A 17,883-nucleotide genomic window follows, 5' to 3' on the forward strand; every position below is an offset into this window, starting at 1 on the left:
TGCGAATTAGAATGCTGTCGGACTAGAATGCTGTCGATTTAAAATACTATCGATTTGAGAGCACTGTCCAATTATAGCTGCGCCAGTACCGCTTCACCCATTTCACGGGTAGAAACCCGGGTGCAGCCTTCCGACATTATATCCGCTGTGCGCAAGCCTTGGTCCAGTACCTTGCCAACCGCGGCTTCAATGGCTGCGGCGGCGGCACCTTCATCGAGGCTATAGCGTAGCATCATCGCAACGCTAAGAATGGTCGCCAACGGATTTGCAATGCCTTTGCCGGCAATATCAGGTGCCGAACCATGGCAAGGCTCGTACAGGCCCTGCTTCGCCGAGTTCATCGAAGCCGATGGCAGCATGCCGATGGAGCCTGTCAGCATGGCGGCTTCGTCAGAAAGAATATCACCAAACATATTGCCGGTTACAATCACGTCAAACTGTTTGGGTGCGCGCACCAGTTGCATCGCGGCGTTATCCACGTACATGTGAGACAGCTCTACGTTCGGATACTCGAGCTTGAGCTCGTTCATGATCTCACGCCACAGCACGGTCACTTCTAACACGTTGGCCTTGTCGACCGAGCACAGTTTTTTGCCGCGCTGCTGGGCTGTTTCAAACGCGACCCGGCCAATACGGCGAATTTCAGTCTCTGTGTAGGCGTAAGTGTTATAGCCCTGGCGCTCACCGCTTTCCAGCTGCCGCACACCGCGAGGCTGACCAAAGTAAATACCGCCGGTCAGCTCACGGATAATCATAATATCCAGCCCGGACACCACTTCCGGCTTCAGCGAAGAAGCAGACGCCAGCTGCGGATAAAGAATAGCAGGGCGAAAATTGGCAAACAGTTCAAGTTTGGAACGCAGGCCCAGCAAACCTTTTTCCGGACGTTTCGCCATCGGCAGGCCGTCCCACTTCGGGCCGCCAACGGCGCCCAGCAGAATCGCGTCGGCCTTGGTGGCCAACTCCAGGGTTTCATCCGGCAGCGGAGTGTCGGAATCATCCAGCGCAGCACCGCCAACCAAGCCGTGCTGAAAACTCAAATCAAGCTTGAACGACTCATTCACCCGGCGCAGTACTTTTTCCGCCTCGCCCATGATTTCAGGGCCAATGCCGTCGCCCGGCAGCAATAATATGGCTCGTGACATATCAGGTTCCTTGATATCGGTTTCGACATTGGTTTAACAGCCACATTACTGGCCGGCACCAAACAGCCAGGGCGCGGTTTTGCGGCGCGCATCTTCGTAATCCTGAATAACATCGGCGTCTTCCAACGTTACACCAATATCGTCCAGACCATTCAGCAGGCAGTGGCGACGGAAGCCGTCCACCTCAAAGCTGAAAGATTCGCCAGACGGCGTGATAACGGTGTTGTCTGCAAGATTCACCGTCAGTTCATAACCTTCGCTGGCCTCAGCTTCAATAAACATCTGATCAACTATTTTTTCATCCAAAACAATAGCCAAAAGCCCATTTTTAAAGCAGTTATTATAAAAAATATCAGCAAAACTGGGGGCAATAATCACCCGAAAGCCAAAATCTTCCAGCGCCCAAGGCGCGTGTTCACGACTGGAACCGCAACCAAAATTGGTGCGGGCCAGCAGCACGCTGGCGCCGCTGTAGCGTTTCTGGTTCAGCACAAAATCCGTGTTTAACGGGCGTTGGGAGCTGTCCTGGCCAGGCTGGCCCTCGTCCAGATAACGCAATGCATCAAACAGGTTGGGGCCGAAGCCGGTGCGTTTTATGGACTTCAAAAATTGCTTGGGAATGATCATGTCCGTGTCCACGTTGGAACGGTCCATGGGGGCTACGAGGCCCTGGTGTTGGGTAAATGCGCGCATGGTTATTGTCTCCTGTGGATCAGTTCAGCATTTCACGAACGTCAACAAAATGGCCGGCAATCGCTGCCGCCGCTGCCATAGCTGGGCTAACCAGGTGGGTACGCCCGCCAAAACCCTGACGGCCCTCAAAGTTGCGGTTAGAGGTAGACGCACAATGCTCGCCCTGGCCCAACTTATCGGCGTTCATGGCCAGGCACATAGAGCAACCGGGGTCGCGCCATTCCAGGCCCGCTTCCAGGAAAATCTTGTCCAGCCCTTCGGCTTCGGCCTGCAATTTAACCAAACCCGAGCCCGGCACTACCATAGCCTGCTTCAAACTACCCGCCACCTTGCGGCCTTTAACTACCAGCGCCGCCTCGCGCAGGTCTTCAATCCGGCTGTTGGTACAGGAACCAATAAATATCCGGTCCAGCTTGATGTCGGTGATCAACTGATTGGGCAGCAGGCCCATGTATTTCAGCGCACGTTCAAGCCCTTCACGTTTTATCAAATCGGTTTCTTGCGCCGGATCTGGCACCCGGCCGGCCACATTCGCCACCATTTCCGGGGAGGTGCCCCAGCTTACCTGAGGCTGAATATCCGCCCCTTCAAGCTCAACCACTTTGTCGAATTCGGCGCTCAGGTCACTGTGCAAGGTGCGCCAATGAGCAACGGCTGCATCCCAGGCTTCACCTTCGGGTGAAAACGGCCGACCCTTGACGTAATCAATAGTGGTGCCGTCTACCGCCACCATGCCAACGCGGGCGCCGGCTTCAATCGCCATATTACACACCGTCATCCGGCCTTCCATACTCAGGCCTTGTATGGCGTCGCCGCCAAACTCGATAGCATGCCCGGAACCGCCAGCGGTACCGATTTTGCCAATAATCGCCAGCACTACGTCTTTGGCGGTTACGCCTTTACCCAACTGGCCCTTCACTTTCACCAGCATGTTTTTCATTTTCTGCTGCACCAGGCACTGGGTAGCCAGCACGTGTTCCACTTCCGAGGTACCAATACCGTGGGCCAGGCAGCCAAAAGCGCCGTGGGTCGAGGTATGGGAATCACCGCAGACAATGGTCATACCGGGCAAGGTTGCACCCTGCTCGGGGCCGATCACGTGCACTATGCCCTGGCGTTGGTCTTTAATCTTGAATTCAAGAATGCCGAACTCGTCGCAGTTGCTGTCCAGGGTTTCTACCTGAATGCGCGATACCGGGTCTACAATGCCGTTGATTCCCATGGCGCGGTCAGTGGTAGGCACGTTATGGTCGGGCGTTGCCAGATTGGCATCAATCCGCCAAGGCTTTCGGTTGGCCAGGCGCAGACCTTCAAACGCCTGCGGCGACGTCACTTCGTGCAGCAGGTGGCGGTCAATGTAAATAAGCGCAGAGCCGTCATCACGCTGTTTTACCAGATGATCGTCCCACAATTTGTCGTACAAGGTTTTACCCGCCATGATTGCTCTCTCATCGTTTTGGGGTTTTAAAAAAAGCTCATCACCGTTGATACAGCTGCGCCCTTTAGAATTCTGATTGTCTGAACAGTTTAAAGTGCCTGACCAATAACCTCAATTCATGTTTTTTATGCATAGCATTCCTGTTTGGAATACTATCGAATAGAATGAAACGTTTCAGGGTGTTGTAAAAAGCACTTTTATCCGACGGCGGTCATGGTAGATATGGATTCCAACACGTTGCGCGCCTTTCTGGCCATTGTTGACCAGGGCTCGTTCTCTGAAGCCGCCGAGCAGCTGCACATTACCCAGCCTGCCATCAGCAAGCGGCTGGCCGCTCTGGAGGCCCAGCTCGGCGCCGAGCTGGTTGATCGCAGCCAGCGCCAGCTTAAGTTAACCGACGCCGGCGCTCGGCTGCTGCCCCACGCCAGGCGAATTCTGGATGAAATCCACAACGCCCGCATTGCGCTGTCGCCAAGCACCCGCGAAGTGGCCGGTGAGCTACAGATTATTGCCAGCCACCACATTGGCCTGCACCACCTGCCAAACTGGCTGCGGCGTTTCAAACGCGACCATCCGCAGGTCACCCTTGATCTTCAATTTATGGAATCAGACGCCGCCTACGCCCAGATGCGCAAACGCGGCGCCGAACTGGCGTTTGTTACCCTGAGCGATGGTATAGACCCGAACTTTAAGGTGTACGCCCAGTGGCCAGACCCAATGGCGTTTGTGGTCGGGCCGGAGCATCCGCTGGCAGCGCTGGAACAGCCTACTCTGGCGGACTTGTCTGGCCACGCTGCGCTGTTGCCAGACACCAGCACGGGCACTTACCGGTTGGTCAGCCGGCTATTTATGGAGGCCAACCTGCCATTAAGCTCGCAGATGCCCACAAACTACCTGGAAACCCTGAAAATGATGACCAGTGTGGGTCTTGGCTGGAGCGTATTGCCGGTGCGCATGCTGGACAGCAGCCTGCGGGCGCTGCCGGTAGCACATTCGGTGGCGCGGCTGATGGGTGCTATTGGCCTGTCAGGCAGAGACTTAAGCGGTGCCGCCCAGGCTCTGCTGGCGATTGTGGAACAACAGGAAAAAGCCCGGCGCGGTAACCGCTAAAGCGGGGAAAGATTCCCTGCAGAGCGGGGACAGATTTCAAATCTGTCCCCGCTTTGCCTCCAGCTCAGGCGGCGGAGGCGGTGGTCGCAAGCCGCGCCAGGCCGCGGCGAATGCCAGGGCGGTGACAACCGCGCTGCCCAGGAAGGCCGCGGAGGTATCAATACCGTCTACCAGGAACCCCGCACCCCAGGCACCCAAAGCCCCACCGGCACCAAACGTTAACCCGCTATAAAGGGCCTGCCCCTGGCCGTGATGATGGCGGCCAAAAAAGCCCTGAATGTACTGCACCGACACCGCATGTAACGCGCCGTAAGATGCCGCATGCAACAGCTGGGCAAATATCAGCACCGGCAGCACCGACGCCATTTCCGCAATCAGCAACCAGCGCAGCAGGCTTAGCAGCAAGGCCGCCAGCACAATGTGTCGCACGCTGAAACGCGCGCCCAGGCGATGCATCACCATAAACAGGACAATTTCGGCGATAACCCCCAGTGACCACAACAGACCAATGGCCAGCTTGCCGTAATCGTGCAGCTGCAGGTGAATACTGAAAAACGTGTAGTAAGAGCCGTGGGCCACTTGCAGCAAAAAGTTCATCACAAAAAACGCAATCACCGCGGGATGAGTCAAAATGGCCTTCAGGCTGCCCCGCGGGGACTTCTGGGTGCGAACGATTTTTTCAACCGGCAGCATCCAGGCCGACACCGTAATGCCGGCAAACAGCGGAATCAACAGCATCGGCAAATAGCGAATATCCACCCATTCCAGCAGTACGCCAATCAACGCCACGGCGGCAATAAAGCCCACCGAACCCCACAGGCGGATTTTGCCGTATTGGTTCCGCTGCGCACCCAGAACCTGAAGGGTGATGACTTCGTAAAGGGGGAGTACCGCGTTCCAGAAAAAAGTGAACGCCAGCATAACCAGCAGCAGGCCGGTGAAGCCCGGCTCTAGAAACACGCCAGCAAAACACAAGGAACCGACGATCGTACCGAAGCGGACCAACCGCACCCTTTGCCCGGTGCGGTCGCCCAAATGGCCCCACACGCTGGGAGCCACAATCTTGGTAAGCTGGATGGTCGCCATCAGACTGGCGATTTGCAGATAGGAAAAACCGCGGCCTTCAAGGTAAAGCGACCAGTAAGGCAGCATTCCACCCAACAGGGCGAAGAACCAGAAATACAAATTCGACAGGCGCCAGTGCGTCACTGTTACCCCTTACCTTTGATTCGCGCCGCTACCTTTCAGTACCATTTTCAAGCCAGTAGGGACGGATTTCAAATCCGTCCCCGATGTCTCGTCCCTGGTGTCTCATCCCTGGTGTATCAAAGCTGAGGCAGCACCGGCGTGGTTACCCGCACATCAGCGTTCTGGCCGCGATGGCGCAAATAGTGGTCCATTAGCACAATGGCCATCATCGCCTCGGCGATGGGCGTCGCGCGAATGCCCACGCAGGGGTCGTGGCGGCCGGTGGTGATAATCTCGACCGGGTTGCCGTCGACATCAATACTCCGGCCCGGCAAGCGCAGGCTGGAGGTCGGCTTGAGTGCGATACTTGCCAGAATGGGCTGGCCGGAGGAGATACCCCCCAGAATGCCACCGGCTTGATTCGACAAAAACCCTTCCGGCGTCATTTCATCACGGTGCTGAGTACCTTTTTGGTCAATACAGCCAAAACCGGCACCAATTTCAACGCCTTTTACGGCGTTAATACTCATTAAAGCATGGGCAAGGTCTGCGTCTAGCCGATCAAACACCGGCTCGCCCAGCCCCGGTGGTACGCCTTCGGCCACCACATTAATACGGGCGCCAATCGAGTTGCCCTCTTTAACCAACGCTTTCATGTAGGCTTCCATTTCCGGCACTTTGCTGGCGTCCGGGCAGAAAAACGGATTCTGGTGTACTTGCTCCCAATCCAGGGTTTCGGCTTTTATCGGGCCTAATTGGCTCAGGTAGCCACGCACAGTAATGCCGAGGCGCCGCAGCAGGAATTTGCGTGCTACGGCGCCAGCGGCCACTCGCATGGCGGTCTCGCGGGCCGAAGAGCGCCCGCCACCGCGATGATCCCGCTCACCGAATTTGTGGTGATAGGTGTAATCAGCGTGGGCCGGGCGAAACTGGGTGGCAATTTTTGAATAATCTTTGGAGCGCTGATCGGTATTTTCAATCAGCAGACCAATGGACGTGCCGGTGGTGCGACCTTCAAATACACCGGAAAGAATGCGCACTTCATCGGCTTCGCGGCGCTGGGTGGTGTAGCGCGACGTGCCCGGTTTGCGGCGATCAAGATCGTACTGCATGTCTTCTTCAGACAGCTCGAGCCCCGGCGGACAGCCATCTATCACACACCCCAAAGCGGCCCCGTGGCTTTCACCAAACGTGGTCACCGTGAACAGTTTGCCAAATGTGTTTCCAGACATAATTCAGTATCTTATCCAGTTGTTATAAAAATTGTATAAAGACCTTATCAGCTGTTCGCCAGGTATTTACGCAAGTCTTTAGCGACAATAGCGAGCACCCCGTCGCCGCCGTTTTCAAACTCCAGCCAGGTCAGCGGCAGCTGAGGATAGGCCGCATCCAGCTCTGGCCAGCTGTTACCGACTTCCACAATTAACAGACCGTTGTCGGTCAGCCGTTCAGCGGCTCCGGCCAATATGCGATGGGCAATCTCCAGGCCGTCTTCACCGGCCGCCAGGCCCAATACCGGCTCATGGCCGAACTCCGCAGGCATACCGGCCAAGTCCCGTGCATTCACATAGGGCGGGTTGCTCAGAATCACATCGTAACGTTCATTCAGATTGCTGAACACATCCGATTGCACGGTGCGCACCCGCTCGCCCAGTTGATGCATGGCAATATTGGAATCGGCCACTGCTAGCGCGTCGGTGGAAATATCCGCCAGGTCGACCTCGGCGCCGTCAAACACCGTGGCTGCGGCAATACCAATGCAGCCGCTGCCGGTACACAAATCCAGAATACGCTCCACATAAACATCGCCCAGCCAGGGCTGCAAGCCATTTTCCAGCAGCTCAGCCAGCGGTGAACGCGGCACCAGCACCCGTGGGTCTACGTTAAATGGCAGCCCCATAAACCAGGCTTCGCCCAACAGATAGGCCAGCGGAACCTGCTCTTCTACTCGGCGTTCTATGCGCTCCAGAATCAGCTCGCGCTCTTCGCGTACCAGGCGCGCATCCAGAAACAGGCTATTGTTTTCCAGCGGTAAATGCAGGCTGCGCATAACCAGCTGTACCGCTTCGTCCCAAACGTTGTCGGTGCCATGGCCAAAGTACAGCGGCGACTTGGCAAAACGGGAACAGGCGTAGCGCAAAAAGTCGCGTACGGTGGCCAAATCATCAACGGGGCGGGTCACGGCGAAAGAGTCCTGTCTGAACGGAAAATAGACCTACAGTATACGTGTTTTGGCTGTCTTGCGCGCGGCCTAAACCGCCAGCGGGCCTGAGCTGCTGTGGTCTTTCTCATAGCGGTCCAAAGCCGCTGCCATGCGCTCACGGCCAAGCTGAATCAACTCTGGTGCTTTGTGGAAATCGTAGCTGCGGCATACGTTTTTCGGAATATTCACCAACAGGTCGGGCGGGTAGCCGGCAATTTTGTACTGCACCAGCACGCTCTGCATGGTTTCAATGGCCAGGTTCATCACCTCGAACTTACCAATACCCAGCTTTTCCCAGTTAATGGTCTGACCTTCGTCCTGAGCTTTGCCGGTGCTTGTCGGCTCGGGCGATTTCGGGCTTTGTACCGCTTCTTCTCCGGCCTGCTTACGCTGTTTTTTGGCGCTCTGCTTTTGCACTTCGCGGCTGATTTTATCTTCCGCAGGCTCGCCGTCGACTTTGCCGCCGGCCAACCCTTTCAACGTGTCCCAGTCAAACCAACGCGACGCCTTTTCGCGCATAGCGCCCATCCACTCTTCACTGTCGTCATCGTCGTCGAGGCTGGTAAAAGCCGCATCCAACAGCTGCTGGCTGCGCTCTTCTTCACCCGCCAGGTTCACCGCTACAATCAGGTCGGCGTGGGCCGAAATGGTCGGAATGATCGGCAGCGGGTTCAGGGTGGCGCCGTCAACCAGCACCCGGCCGTTCAGCACCAGCGGCGTCACCACACCTGGAATGGCTACCGACGCGCGTATGGCCTGGTCCAGCGGGCCTTCCTGAAACCAGATTTCCTTATGGCCAAGAAGGTCTGTCGCTACCGACGTAAACGCAATGGGCAGGTCTTCTATGCGCGTATCGCCTAGAATGTCGCTTACAATAGAAAAAATTTTCTCACCGCGAATAGCGCCCACCGCACTGAAGGTTACGTCCAGCAGCCTAAGTACATCGAACTGCCCTAATCCCGTTACCCAGTCTTTGTACTGCTGCAGCTTTCCCGCGGCGTACATGCCGCCCACCAGGGCTCCCATAGAGCAACCGGATATCGCAATAATTTCATAGCCGCGCTCGTTAAGCACTTCAATGGCGCCAATATGGGCATAACCGCGGGCACCGCCGCTGCCCAGGGCGAGGGCTACGGTAGCGCGCTTTTGCCGAGGCGCCAGCTTTTTGTCTTTGCCGGTTTCCGACGCACCGGCAGACGCCAGGCCGCCGCTTTCGACCACCACGGAACTGCTGCTCGCGGCGGTTTTCGCGGAACCTGCCGCCAGGCTTTTGCCAGCAGCTGCAACAGCCTTGTCATCGTCGTTAGATGTCATGCCATCACCTTGAAATAACTAAAATTTCCACACGGTTACCCTTGCGCAGCGGATCTGACTGAACGATGCTCGGGCCCACCACCACTAACTGCTGGCGTTCCTTCACAATGCCAGTTTGCACCAGCAAATCAGACATGGATTCACCGGCCGTGCGCGCGCGAGCCATGGCGTCTTCCAGCGGCTCGCTGCCTTCCAGTTCCGAGTAGGTGATCAGTATCACGGTACTGCCGTCGGCATCGGCCCAGTCCCGTAACATGCGGCGGTCCTGTGATTTCCAGTCAAAGCGCACAATAAAGCCGTCTTGCCAAGCTACGATTAGAGGCCCGCGAATGCGACTTTGCAGGGATCCCAGGCCTGGCACCACGGCGCCCGAGCCAACCTCGAAGTGCTCTACCCAGACGTATTCGCTCTGGTTACCGCGGGTAACCGTGTATACCAGAGTCAGCCAGCGCTGGCCGTCTTCGCTGACGGTGCCCACCACCAGGTAATCCTGTGCGGTATCCCGGCCAAGCAGCATGGATTTGTCAAAAATCTGATTGGCCCACACGTTGCTGCGGCCGCAGCGCACGCCTGTACATTCGAACAAGATGTTAGCGCCGGAATTCAGCAGCGCCTGGCGATAGTGATTCAACGCACCCACCCGGCTGGCGTCTGCGTTAATGCGATACAGCAGGCTGTTGCCGGATACCGGCAGCCGAGCCATCACATCGGAGCGAATTTCGCTGTTAATCTCTCGCACCGGGCTGAACAGAACAAGATGCCCGCCCGACTCCAACGGTCGGGTTTCTTCCAGCTCTGACAAGGGAAACGGCTCTGGAGCTGTCTCCGGAAATGCAGCCAGTGCCTGTTTGCTGGCAACAGCGAGCATCGCTCCAATTGTTAATGTAGCTCCAATAACAAAATTTTTCGCACATTGACTATGCAACACAGCATCACCTATTGATTCAAAAATCGTTTAACAGCCTCGGTCACCGGACGGGTATCGCCATCCAGATGACAGTGGTGGCCGCCGGGAACATCAACCTGCTGAAAATCTTTAATCACTTGGGCGCGGATGTGGGTAGTGTCAGCGTTGTCTGCCAACAATCCAGATTGCGCCCGCACAAATAACGTTGGCGTGCTCAGCGCCGCTAAAGACGCCAGCACCTGCTGTTCTGACGGCATCAGCGCCGAAGGGTGCCGCAACCGCGCATCGGTGCGCCACACCCAACCGCTTTCCACTTTTTGCATATTACGAGGTATAAGGGCCAGAGCCGCTTCCGGGCTCAAAGGACTCAGGCCGCCGGCCCGTACCTTCGCCGCTGTCGCCAAGTCCGGATACAACGCCGGCTTGCTGGAGCCCGCCAGGCGTTTGCTGATGGAACGGCGCAATTGGGGAATTACGTCGTCTTCGTGACGGCTGAGCGCACCCAGGCTGTCAATCAGCACCAGTTTGCGCACCCGCTCGGGGAATGCCGCAGCGTAAAGCGCCGCAACAATGCCGCCAAGGGAGTGCCCAACCAAGTCCAACGGAGTCTTGTCAGCGTCAAAGTGAAGCTCGATAAGTTCGGCAAGATCCGCTACGTAATCCATCAACACATAATGTTGCCCCGGCGGGCGATGGCCGGAGCGGCCGTGGCCTGCAAAATCAAACGCGTACACGTCGCCAACACCGGTCAGTTCCGGTGCCAGATGGGTAAATGTATCGCTGTTATCAAGCCAGCCGTGCAGCAACAACATTGGCCGCAAGTTCGCGGCTTCGGGCTGTGCAGGCCAGCTCAAACCCGCCAGCGTGATGTGTCCCAGTGGCCAGAGAGCTTCCCGCCCGGCGGCAAATTCTGTGCCTGTATCCGCCAACGCGGCAGCAACTTCGGTCATCGGGTACCTCAGAGTGTATGGGTGGGGCGGTCAGAACTCAGCGAACCCGCCAAATACGACTCGATTTTGGTTCTGGCCAATTCAGCGTCAACACTGAACTGTACGCCAATACCGGCCGCGCGGTTCCCTTGTGCGCCTTTTGGTGTAATCCAGATAACCTTGCCAGACACCGGCAACTTCTCCGGTTCGTCCATCAGATTGAGCAGCAAAAACACTTCGTTACCAAGCTGGTACTGCTTTTGGGTGGGAATAAACAGGCCACCCTGGCGTATATAAGGCATATACGCAGCGTAGAGCACTGCTTTGTCTTTAATGGTCAGGGTTAATATGCCACTGCGATTTCCGAATCCGGGCCCCATAACAAATACCTTATCTGTGGTGTGTCAATAAATGGTTCAATAAACGTTTCGGCAAACGTATCAATAAATATCGGTTAATCATAACAGTAGCGAGACCGATGCGGGTATTTGCCGGCTCTTCAATCAACATTAGCCTGCGCGGCTATCTCAGCCGGCACGCTGGCGTTTTGGCATCAGTTGTTGCCACGCCAGCAGCAGCCGGCTGGCTTCCAGCTCCGGGCTGGCATTGTATACAACGGCTTCACGCCCTTCACGCACCGCGCCCAGCAATTCATGGGCGCGCCAGGGCGGATTGCAGCCCGCCAGGAAGCGCAGCATATCCGCGGCTTCATGGTGCGCCGGCTCACCCCCGGCGCTCAGGCGGGCCAAGTCTGCCGCCCAGCCTTCAAACAGCCCCAGGGTTTCATCCAGCCCCAGGGCTTTGAAGGCTTTGGCAGCATCGGCCAGGGTCATCTGGTTTTTCATAAAATCGCGAAAACCGCAAAAAGCCGCGTCGTGCAGCGCTATAAAGCCGCTGTTCAGATAATCCAAAGCCAGCCTCGGGGCATTGCCAGCCAACATCAACGCTTTCGCCACGGACGTGCTTTCCGGCTGCTTTTCAGGTGGCAGCAGGGCCAGCTGGCCCACCAGCCAGCGTTCGGCGTCAGCGGCCACGGGCACCGGCAACGTATGAGTCTGACAGCGCGAGCGAATCGTCGGCAACAACGGCCGGCCGCTTTCCTGTAACAGCAACAACACGGTATCACCGCTGGGCTCTTCGAGGGTTTTCAGCAACGCATTGGCGGCGTTGATATTGAGCTGGTCGGCGCGATCAATAATCGCGATTTTACGATGACCCACCTGAGGTGACGCAGAAGCAAAATTAATCAATTCCCTGATTTGAACAATGCGCACCATGCGCGATTTTTCAGGGGCGTACACCCGCACATCGGGATGGCTTCCGGCACGTTTCAATGCGCACTGTTTGCAGTGGCCACAGGCTTGTGGCATTCCCTGCGGGTCGGTTTGCAGTTGATCACACAGCAACAAACCGGCAACCGCATCGGCCCAGGCACGTTTACCAACACCGCGCTCGCCATTAATAATCAGTGCGTGGGGCAGCCGCGACTCCGTCAACTGTTTCTGCACGCTGTGCCAGGCTTTTGCCAGCCAGGGCATATCGGTCGCCATATCGGTGTCCTGGTGTATCAATCCTTTGCCTCGCTGCTCGCTTAGAATGATTCGCTCGATTGAGCGGGAGACTCGCCTGCCGGCGCTGCCGTTTCATACGGGCCAGCAAGCGCCGCAGAAGGCGGATATCCGACGCCGGCCGCGCAACTGCATCAACCGTTTGGCGACTATAGTAATGAGTATTGACCACACCGGCAAAAACTCTGGCAGAATCCGCCAGCGCCGGCTCCGCCCGTACCAGCCGTTCAGCCAGTCCCAGGGGCGTTTCACCCTGGCGTACGGGTACACCAACACCCGCGCAAAACCTTTGCCAACGCTGAAGTTGACGCGCCACGCCGGTATGGCGACCGCCCTGCCGGCCGCGCCAGGCACTGATCAGCCCGGCCAACAACAGTGCGGCCGCCACAGTGCCAGCACTGATATAACCCAGGTCGCGCATGGTAAGGCCACCAGGCAAGCGCGACAGCAGGTCCATCTGGCTCTGGCCCTGATACCCTACCACCCAGCGTTGCCACTGATAATTGATGCGGTCCAGCTGCAAGCTGGCCCAAGTCAGCAGCGGCAAGTTGCCGTACTTTTGCGGCGACAACCAGCTGTTTTCCAGAAACGAACCTTCTTCTGCCATCGCCTCGCGCAGGCCGGATTCAATGCGCGACGGCGCAATTGCCGCGGTCGGGTCAAGCCGAATCCAACCCGAACCCTCAAACCAGCCCTCTACCCAGGCGTGGGCGTCGTATTGACGCACAATCAGGTATTCGTCGCCAGCCCCCGATTCACCGCCCTGATACCCAACCACCACCCGCGCCGGAATACCGGCAGCACGCAGCACAAAGGTCATGGCGCCGGCGTAATGGGCGCAAAAACCGCGTTTCACATCGAACAACAAGGCATCAATACCGTTATCCGGCATCACGGGCGGCCGCAGAGTATAAAAGTAGGACTGCTCGCGGAAACGTTGCAGCAGCGCAGTGGCTACTCCACGGTCGTCATACCGGCTGCGCAGTTCGTCAGCCAAAGCCCTCGCCTGCGGGTTGCCTCGGCCGGGCAGTTGCAATAATTGACGGCGCTGCGCCGGTGGCAGTTGCGCGTCGGGATTAACCGGAGGCGTTTCCAGGGCCAGGCGATAGCGCACACTGGTGTCCGCGGGGCGACGGAAGCGAAACAGATCTTGGTCTATTTCTTCAATATTGGGCGATGCCGCCACCGAATCCGCCAGCGCGAACGCCCAACTCTGATCGGTGGGTTCCAGCAATATTTCATATTGGTTTACGTCCAGGGGCCCGGAAACGCCTTCGATTTCAACCCGCCCCAAGCGCCGGAAGTCTGGCTGTGCAGACTGTTTCCAGGTTGCGCCGTCAAGGTAATCCAGCGTCAGGCCGCGCCAATAGCGTTGCGCCTGGGGTGGTGTCTGCCCGCCGAAGCTGACACGAAACGCACGCTCGCTGCTCTGGGCCAGGTTAGAAATATCGCCCGGGGTCATCTGATCGCTTATGCCGCTTCGGGCCTGGCCCGACACCAGCGGAACGCTCCACAGCGGCGCAATGCGCGGAAAGAACACAAACAGCACAATCACCACCGGCAGCATTTTTAGCAGCAAGCCAGCCAGGCGGCGGCCGCCAGAGCGCACCCCCGCGGGCAGTTCAGGCGCGTTCAGCACCTGCAAGCCCAGCAGCAATAACACCACCGAGGTAAAATTAAACAGGGTCCAGTGTATGGCCTGATGAAACAAAAAGTTCACCGCAGCCATGTACAACAATATGAAAAAAAGCACGTAAAAATCACGGGCGCTGCGGGTTTCAAGCCACTTAAGCGCCACGCACAGCACGAAAAATGACGCGGCAGTGTCTACCGTGAACTGGCTTTTTACGGTGGCCACGTACAATCCGCCCAACACCACCACCAATCCCGTTCGCCACCATCGCCCAGGTAAGCGTACACGGCCCAGGCGCGCCAGCCAGCGCCAGGTCATAAGCGCAACACACACCACCAAAAGCCAGGTCGGCAGTCGGTCCCACTGTGGCACCAGCAATAGTGTAAACGCCGCCACCAGCCATAAAAGCGCCTTGCCAGGCAGTTGCGCAGCCTGCACTTGAACGCCTGAACCGAGGGTTGGCGAAGACTGCTTGTTACGTCGGCGGAGGGTCATTGCGGGCTCCCGGTGCTGGCGACATCCAGCGATTCCGGGTCGGCGCTAGTGGATTTCAAACGACTGCCAAAGCGGCGGGGCTGGTTGTCACGGGGTTTCTCTCGTCCCCACACCGCCAGCGCGCGCTGGCAGCGCAATGCGTGGGCAGCGCCGCTGTCTGGTTCTATCAACTGCCCCGGCAAACTCAGCCCGTAGCGCACATCCAAGCGTTGGCGGTCATCCACCAGAAACGCCAGATAACTTAAACGCATTTCGCTACTTGCGCCTATAAACGCGTGAAAATCTAACCATTGCGGGTTTCCGGCTTGCCCTTGCCAGTCTGCCACCACCAGCTGCCCGGTCCGGGCAAAACGTTTCCACAGTACGCGCTGGCTGGAATCGCCTTCGCGCCAAGGCCGTAAATCGGCGCTGTCTGAACCGGCCTGAACACTGGCCACCGCCTCGCTTTCGCCGTCCTCGGCGGTGGCCCGCAGTTCGGGCGCAGTGATGGGTTTTGCAAAGGCCAGTCCAGCTGACACCGGCCGCAACCAGGACCAAGCTTTCAACAGCCCAAAGGGATAACGGGTTTCTATTCGAATTCGGTCCGGGCGCACATAACCACGGCTCGGAGCCCAAACCAGCACAGACGTATCACGGCTTTGCCCGGCTGGCACACTTACCCACACCGGCAACGAACCCCCGCTGCTAACCTGCACCGCAATGGCGTCGTCTTTACCAGCGGTCAGGCGCAAGCTGAACGGCACTGTGTCACCGGCAACGGCCTCTCCCGCCCGGCTTAGAGCCAGAGTCAAACCTGCCAGATTACGGTGGGTCTGGTGCATGGCGCCCACAAACACTCCGCCAAGTATAAAGGTCAGCATATAAATCAGACTGTTTTGATAGTTGATGCCGGTAATCAGCATAATCAGTAGAAGTGCACCGAACATCACGCCGGCACCGGTAGGCAGAATAAACAGATTTTTCTGGCTGAACGTCTGGCAGTCAGATCTGGGCAGGCGTCGATTCACCCAGCGCTGCCAAAAACCATCGATTGTCGGTTTCTTCATTGTCATAAATCCAGTATACGTAACAGCCTTTCGCGAATCGCGAGCGTATAGACAAATCGTCGAATAAATTCCCCTTCAAAAGAATACGAGAGGTTTTCCCTTTGATAGCGGCTACACCCATCAGCGCTGATCAATTTGCCAGGCTTCAGGTCCATGCCAGCCAGTGCAGCGACTTTGTCTGCCTGGGTGCTCCTGGGGCGGAAGCTGGCCGCGGTGAACGCTTTGGTTTCACTGCACTGGCAACCGAGACCGTAGCGCTTGCAGGCAGCGATGTATACGCCGATAAAGCTGCGCTGGCCCGCACCGCGCACTTTATGGAGAACCAGCTAGCGCAGATGGAAAGTCAGCATTCGCAGGTTAACGAGCCGGCGTCGCAAACGACACCCTGGCTGAATGGCGGCTGGCTGGGTTTTGCCAGTTACGAGTTGGGGTATCGGCATTTGAAAGCTCCGACGAATACGGCAACAGCTACTCCACCCAGCGCCGACCTCAATCCATTGCCCGCCATGCAAGCCGGTTTGTACCTGTGGATGGCGAGCTGCGATCGGCAAAGCGGACAATATTACCTGTGGATTCATCCGCGGTGCGCAACGGCAACTCGGGCACAACTTGCGGACTGGCAACAAGAAGACGCAGCTTCGCCCCTGCCCGAACAATACTGGCGCATGACCAAAGCCTTTGCGCCACGGCAATCAGCGGCAGATTTCATGGCCGGCGTTGAACGAGTGAAAGAGTACATTCTGGCGGGCGACTGCTATCAGGCCAATTTGTCCCAGCAGTTCAGCGGGCAGTACCGGGGCGACCCCTGGCGCGCCTATCAGGCGCTTGCCAGCGCGCACCCTACGCCCTACGGCGCCTTTCTGCGGCTTGGCGACCAGGCCATTGTATCGGCCTCGCCGGAGCGTTTTCTTCAAATCAGCGGCGATACCGTTCGGACCAGCCCTATCAAAGGCACACGGCCACGGGGCAAAGATGCCGAGCAGGATCGCGCCCTGGCGCAGGAATTGATGGATTCAGAAAAAGACCGGGCAGAAAATCTGATGATTGTGGATCTGCTACGCAACGATCTGGGCCTGAACGCGGCCACGGGGTCTGTGCGTGTGGATAAACTGTTTGCGCTGGAGTCTTATCGCAATGTACACCACTTGGTAAGCCACATTCGCGCAACGCTGACGCCCGGGGTATCACCGCTGCGGGCGTTTTTCGATGCTTTTCCGGGTGGTTCGATTACCGGCGCGCCAAAAATTCGCGCCATGGAAATTATTCAGGAACTGGAGCCGCACTGGCGCGGCCCTTACTGCGGCTCAGTATTCCATCGCAACTTCGACGGCCAGCTAGACAGCAGCATCGCCATTCGCACCCTGGTGTGCGACAACACCGGCGCCATTCATTGCTGGGGCGGCGGCGGCATAGTCACGGATTCAGAAGCCGAGAGCGAATATCAGGAAACCCTGACCAAGGTAAAACCGCTGATGGACTGCCTGGAAAAAGCAGGCGGGCTATAGGTAAGAGGTATATAGCTAAGAGGTATATAGGCCCGCTCTCTTACAACACAAGTCCCGGTTCCAGATTTAAAAGGCAATCAGGCGCTGTGCACCAGGCTGGCCTTCAGGAATTCCTGTTTCAAATCGTCAAACGTCTGCACTGCCGGGAACTGCGGAAATTCGCTGATCACGTTTTGCGGCGCGTGGAACAAAATACCGGCCTCAGCCTGCGCCAGCATGGTGGTGTCGTTGTACGAATCGCCGGCGGCAATCACCCGGTAATTCAGCAGCTGGAAGGCGCGAACCGACTGGCGCTTGGGGTCACGCTGGCGCAGCAGGTAGTTGGTAATCTGGCCGTTGTCCGCTACTTCCAGTTTGTGGCACAGCAGCGCAGGATGGCCCAGCTTGGCCATCAGCGGCATGGCAAATTCGTAGAAAGTGTCTGACAGAATCACCACCTGAAAGCGCTCGCGCAGCCAGTCCAGAAATTCCGCTGCACCGGGCAGTGGGTCCAGCCCGCCAATGACTTCCTGAATTTGCAGCAGGCCATAACCGTATTGGTTTAACAGCTTCAGGCGCTGCTTCATCAGTACGTTGTAATCAGGAATATCGCGGGTGGTTGCCTTGAGTTCTTCAATGCCGGTTTTCTCCGCAAACGCAATCCAGATTTCTGGAATCAATACTCCTTCAAGATCAAGGCATGCCAGTTCCACAGTGCTCTCCTGTTTCA

The 17,883-nt window shown here is 57.3% G+C and carries 16 protein-coding genes; 2 read left to right on the forward strand and 14 right to left on the reverse strand.

Annotated elements, in window-relative coordinates:
- Positions 1–71 precede the first annotated feature (71 nt).
- From leuB to leuC, 3 genes are read right to left on the reverse strand one after another with little or no spacing between them, the layout of a single operon-like run.
- The gene (leuB, locus tag MELB17_RS14640) at positions 72–1,145 is read right to left on the reverse strand and encodes a 3-isopropylmalate dehydrogenase (RefSeq protein WP_007351066.1); all 1,074 of its coding nucleotides are present in this window, start codon (positions 1,143–1,145) and stop codon (positions 72–74) included.
- Positions 1,146–1,190: 45 nt separating this feature from the next.
- Positions 1,191–1,838, reverse strand: a complete 648-nt coding sequence (gene leuD, locus MELB17_RS14645) for a 3-isopropylmalate dehydratase small subunit (protein ID WP_007351067.1) — start codon at positions 1,836–1,838, stop codon at positions 1,191–1,193.
- Positions 1,839–1,857: 19 nt separating this feature from the next.
- The gene (gene leuC / locus MELB17_RS14650) at positions 1,858–3,276 is read right to left on the reverse strand and encodes a 3-isopropylmalate dehydratase large subunit (RefSeq protein ID WP_007351068.1); all 1,419 of its coding nucleotides are present in this window, start codon (positions 3,274–3,276) and stop codon (positions 1,858–1,860) included.
- Between the two features lie 222 nt (positions 3,277–3,498).
- Here leuC and MELB17_RS14655 point away from each other — a divergent pair, with 222 nt between their 5' ends.
- Entirely contained in the window at positions 3,499–4,386 is an 888-nt protein-coding gene (locus MELB17_RS14655) for a LysR family transcriptional regulator (protein ID WP_007351069.1), read from the forward strand.
- 36 nt (positions 4,387–4,422) lie between these two features.
- Here MELB17_RS14655 and MELB17_RS14660 read toward each other — a convergent pair whose 3' ends face one another.
- From MELB17_RS14660 to MELB17_RS14705, 10 genes are all read right to left on the reverse strand, one after another.
- Positions 4,423–5,595, reverse strand: coding sequence for an MFS transporter (locus MELB17_RS14660; RefSeq protein WP_007351070.1), 1,173 nt, complete (start codon positions 5,593–5,595; stop codon positions 4,423–4,425).
- A 116-nt stretch (positions 5,596–5,711) separates the two neighbouring features.
- Entirely contained in the window at positions 5,712–6,806 is a 1,095-nt protein-coding gene (gene aroC, locus MELB17_RS14665; protein WP_007351071.1) for a chorismate synthase, read from the reverse strand.
- 47 nt (positions 6,807–6,853) lie between these two features.
- Positions 6,854–7,756, reverse strand: a complete 903-nt coding sequence (prmB, locus tag MELB17_RS14670; RefSeq protein WP_007351072.1) for a 50S ribosomal protein L3 N(5)-glutamine methyltransferase — start codon at positions 7,754–7,756, stop codon at positions 6,854–6,856.
- A gap of 69 nt (positions 7,757–7,825) precedes the next feature.
- Complete coding sequence (locus MELB17_RS14675; protein ID WP_007351073.1) at positions 7,826–9,091, reverse strand: patatin-like phospholipase family protein; 1,266 nt, start codon at positions 9,089–9,091, stop codon at positions 7,826–7,828.
- Between the two features lie 4 nt (positions 9,092–9,095).
- Positions 9,096–9,959: a DUF4892 domain-containing protein gene (locus MELB17_RS14680; RefSeq protein WP_007351074.1), complete on the reverse strand. Its 864-nt coding sequence runs from the start codon at positions 9,957–9,959 to the stop codon at positions 9,096–9,098.
- A gap of 68 nt (positions 9,960–10,027) precedes the next feature.
- The gene (locus MELB17_RS14685; RefSeq protein WP_007351075.1) at positions 10,028–10,948 is read right to left on the reverse strand and encodes an alpha/beta fold hydrolase; all 921 of its coding nucleotides are present in this window, start codon (positions 10,946–10,948) and stop codon (positions 10,028–10,030) included.
- 8 nt (positions 10,949–10,956) lie between these two features.
- Positions 10,957–11,307 (reverse strand): PilZ domain-containing protein, encoded by a 351-nt coding sequence (locus MELB17_RS14690; protein ID WP_007351076.1) that lies wholly within the window; start codon positions 11,305–11,307, stop codon positions 10,957–10,959.
- Positions 11,308–11,454: 147 nt separating this feature from the next.
- Positions 11,455–12,477, reverse strand: a complete 1,023-nt coding sequence (locus MELB17_RS14695; RefSeq protein ID WP_007351077.1) for a DNA polymerase III subunit delta' — start codon at positions 12,475–12,477, stop codon at positions 11,455–11,457.
- Positions 12,386–14,623: a DUF3488 and DUF4129 domain-containing transglutaminase family protein gene (locus MELB17_RS14700; protein ID WP_007351078.1), complete on the reverse strand. Its 2,238-nt coding sequence runs from the start codon at positions 14,621–14,623 to the stop codon at positions 12,386–12,388. The genes MELB17_RS14695 and MELB17_RS14700 overlap by 92 nt, the downstream gene beginning before the upstream one ends.
- Positions 14,620–15,669, reverse strand: a complete 1,050-nt coding sequence (locus MELB17_RS14705; RefSeq protein WP_007351079.1) for a DUF58 domain-containing protein — start codon at positions 15,667–15,669, stop codon at positions 14,620–14,622. The genes MELB17_RS14700 and MELB17_RS14705 overlap by 4 nt, the downstream gene beginning before the upstream one ends.
- A 101-nt stretch (positions 15,670–15,770) precedes the next feature.
- On the opposite strand from MELB17_RS14705, the gene pabB reads away from it, so the two are divergent.
- The gene (gene pabB, locus MELB17_RS14710) at positions 15,771–17,174 is read left to right on the forward strand and encodes an aminodeoxychorismate synthase component I (RefSeq protein WP_007351080.1); all 1,404 of its coding nucleotides are present in this window, start codon (positions 15,771–15,773) and stop codon (positions 17,172–17,174) included.
- 77 nt (positions 17,175–17,251) lie between these two features.
- On the opposite strand, the gene thrH is transcribed toward pabB, so the two are convergent.
- Positions 17,252–17,866 (reverse strand): bifunctional phosphoserine phosphatase/homoserine phosphotransferase ThrH, encoded by a 615-nt coding sequence (gene thrH / locus MELB17_RS14715; protein WP_007351081.1) that lies wholly within the window; start codon positions 17,864–17,866, stop codon positions 17,252–17,254.
- Between the last annotated feature and the right edge of the window lie 17 nt (positions 17,867–17,883).

It is taken from the genome of Marinobacter sp. ELB17, from assembly GCF_000169375.1.
Taxonomy (GTDB): Bacteria; Pseudomonadota; Gammaproteobacteria; order Pseudomonadales; family Oleiphilaceae; genus Marinobacter.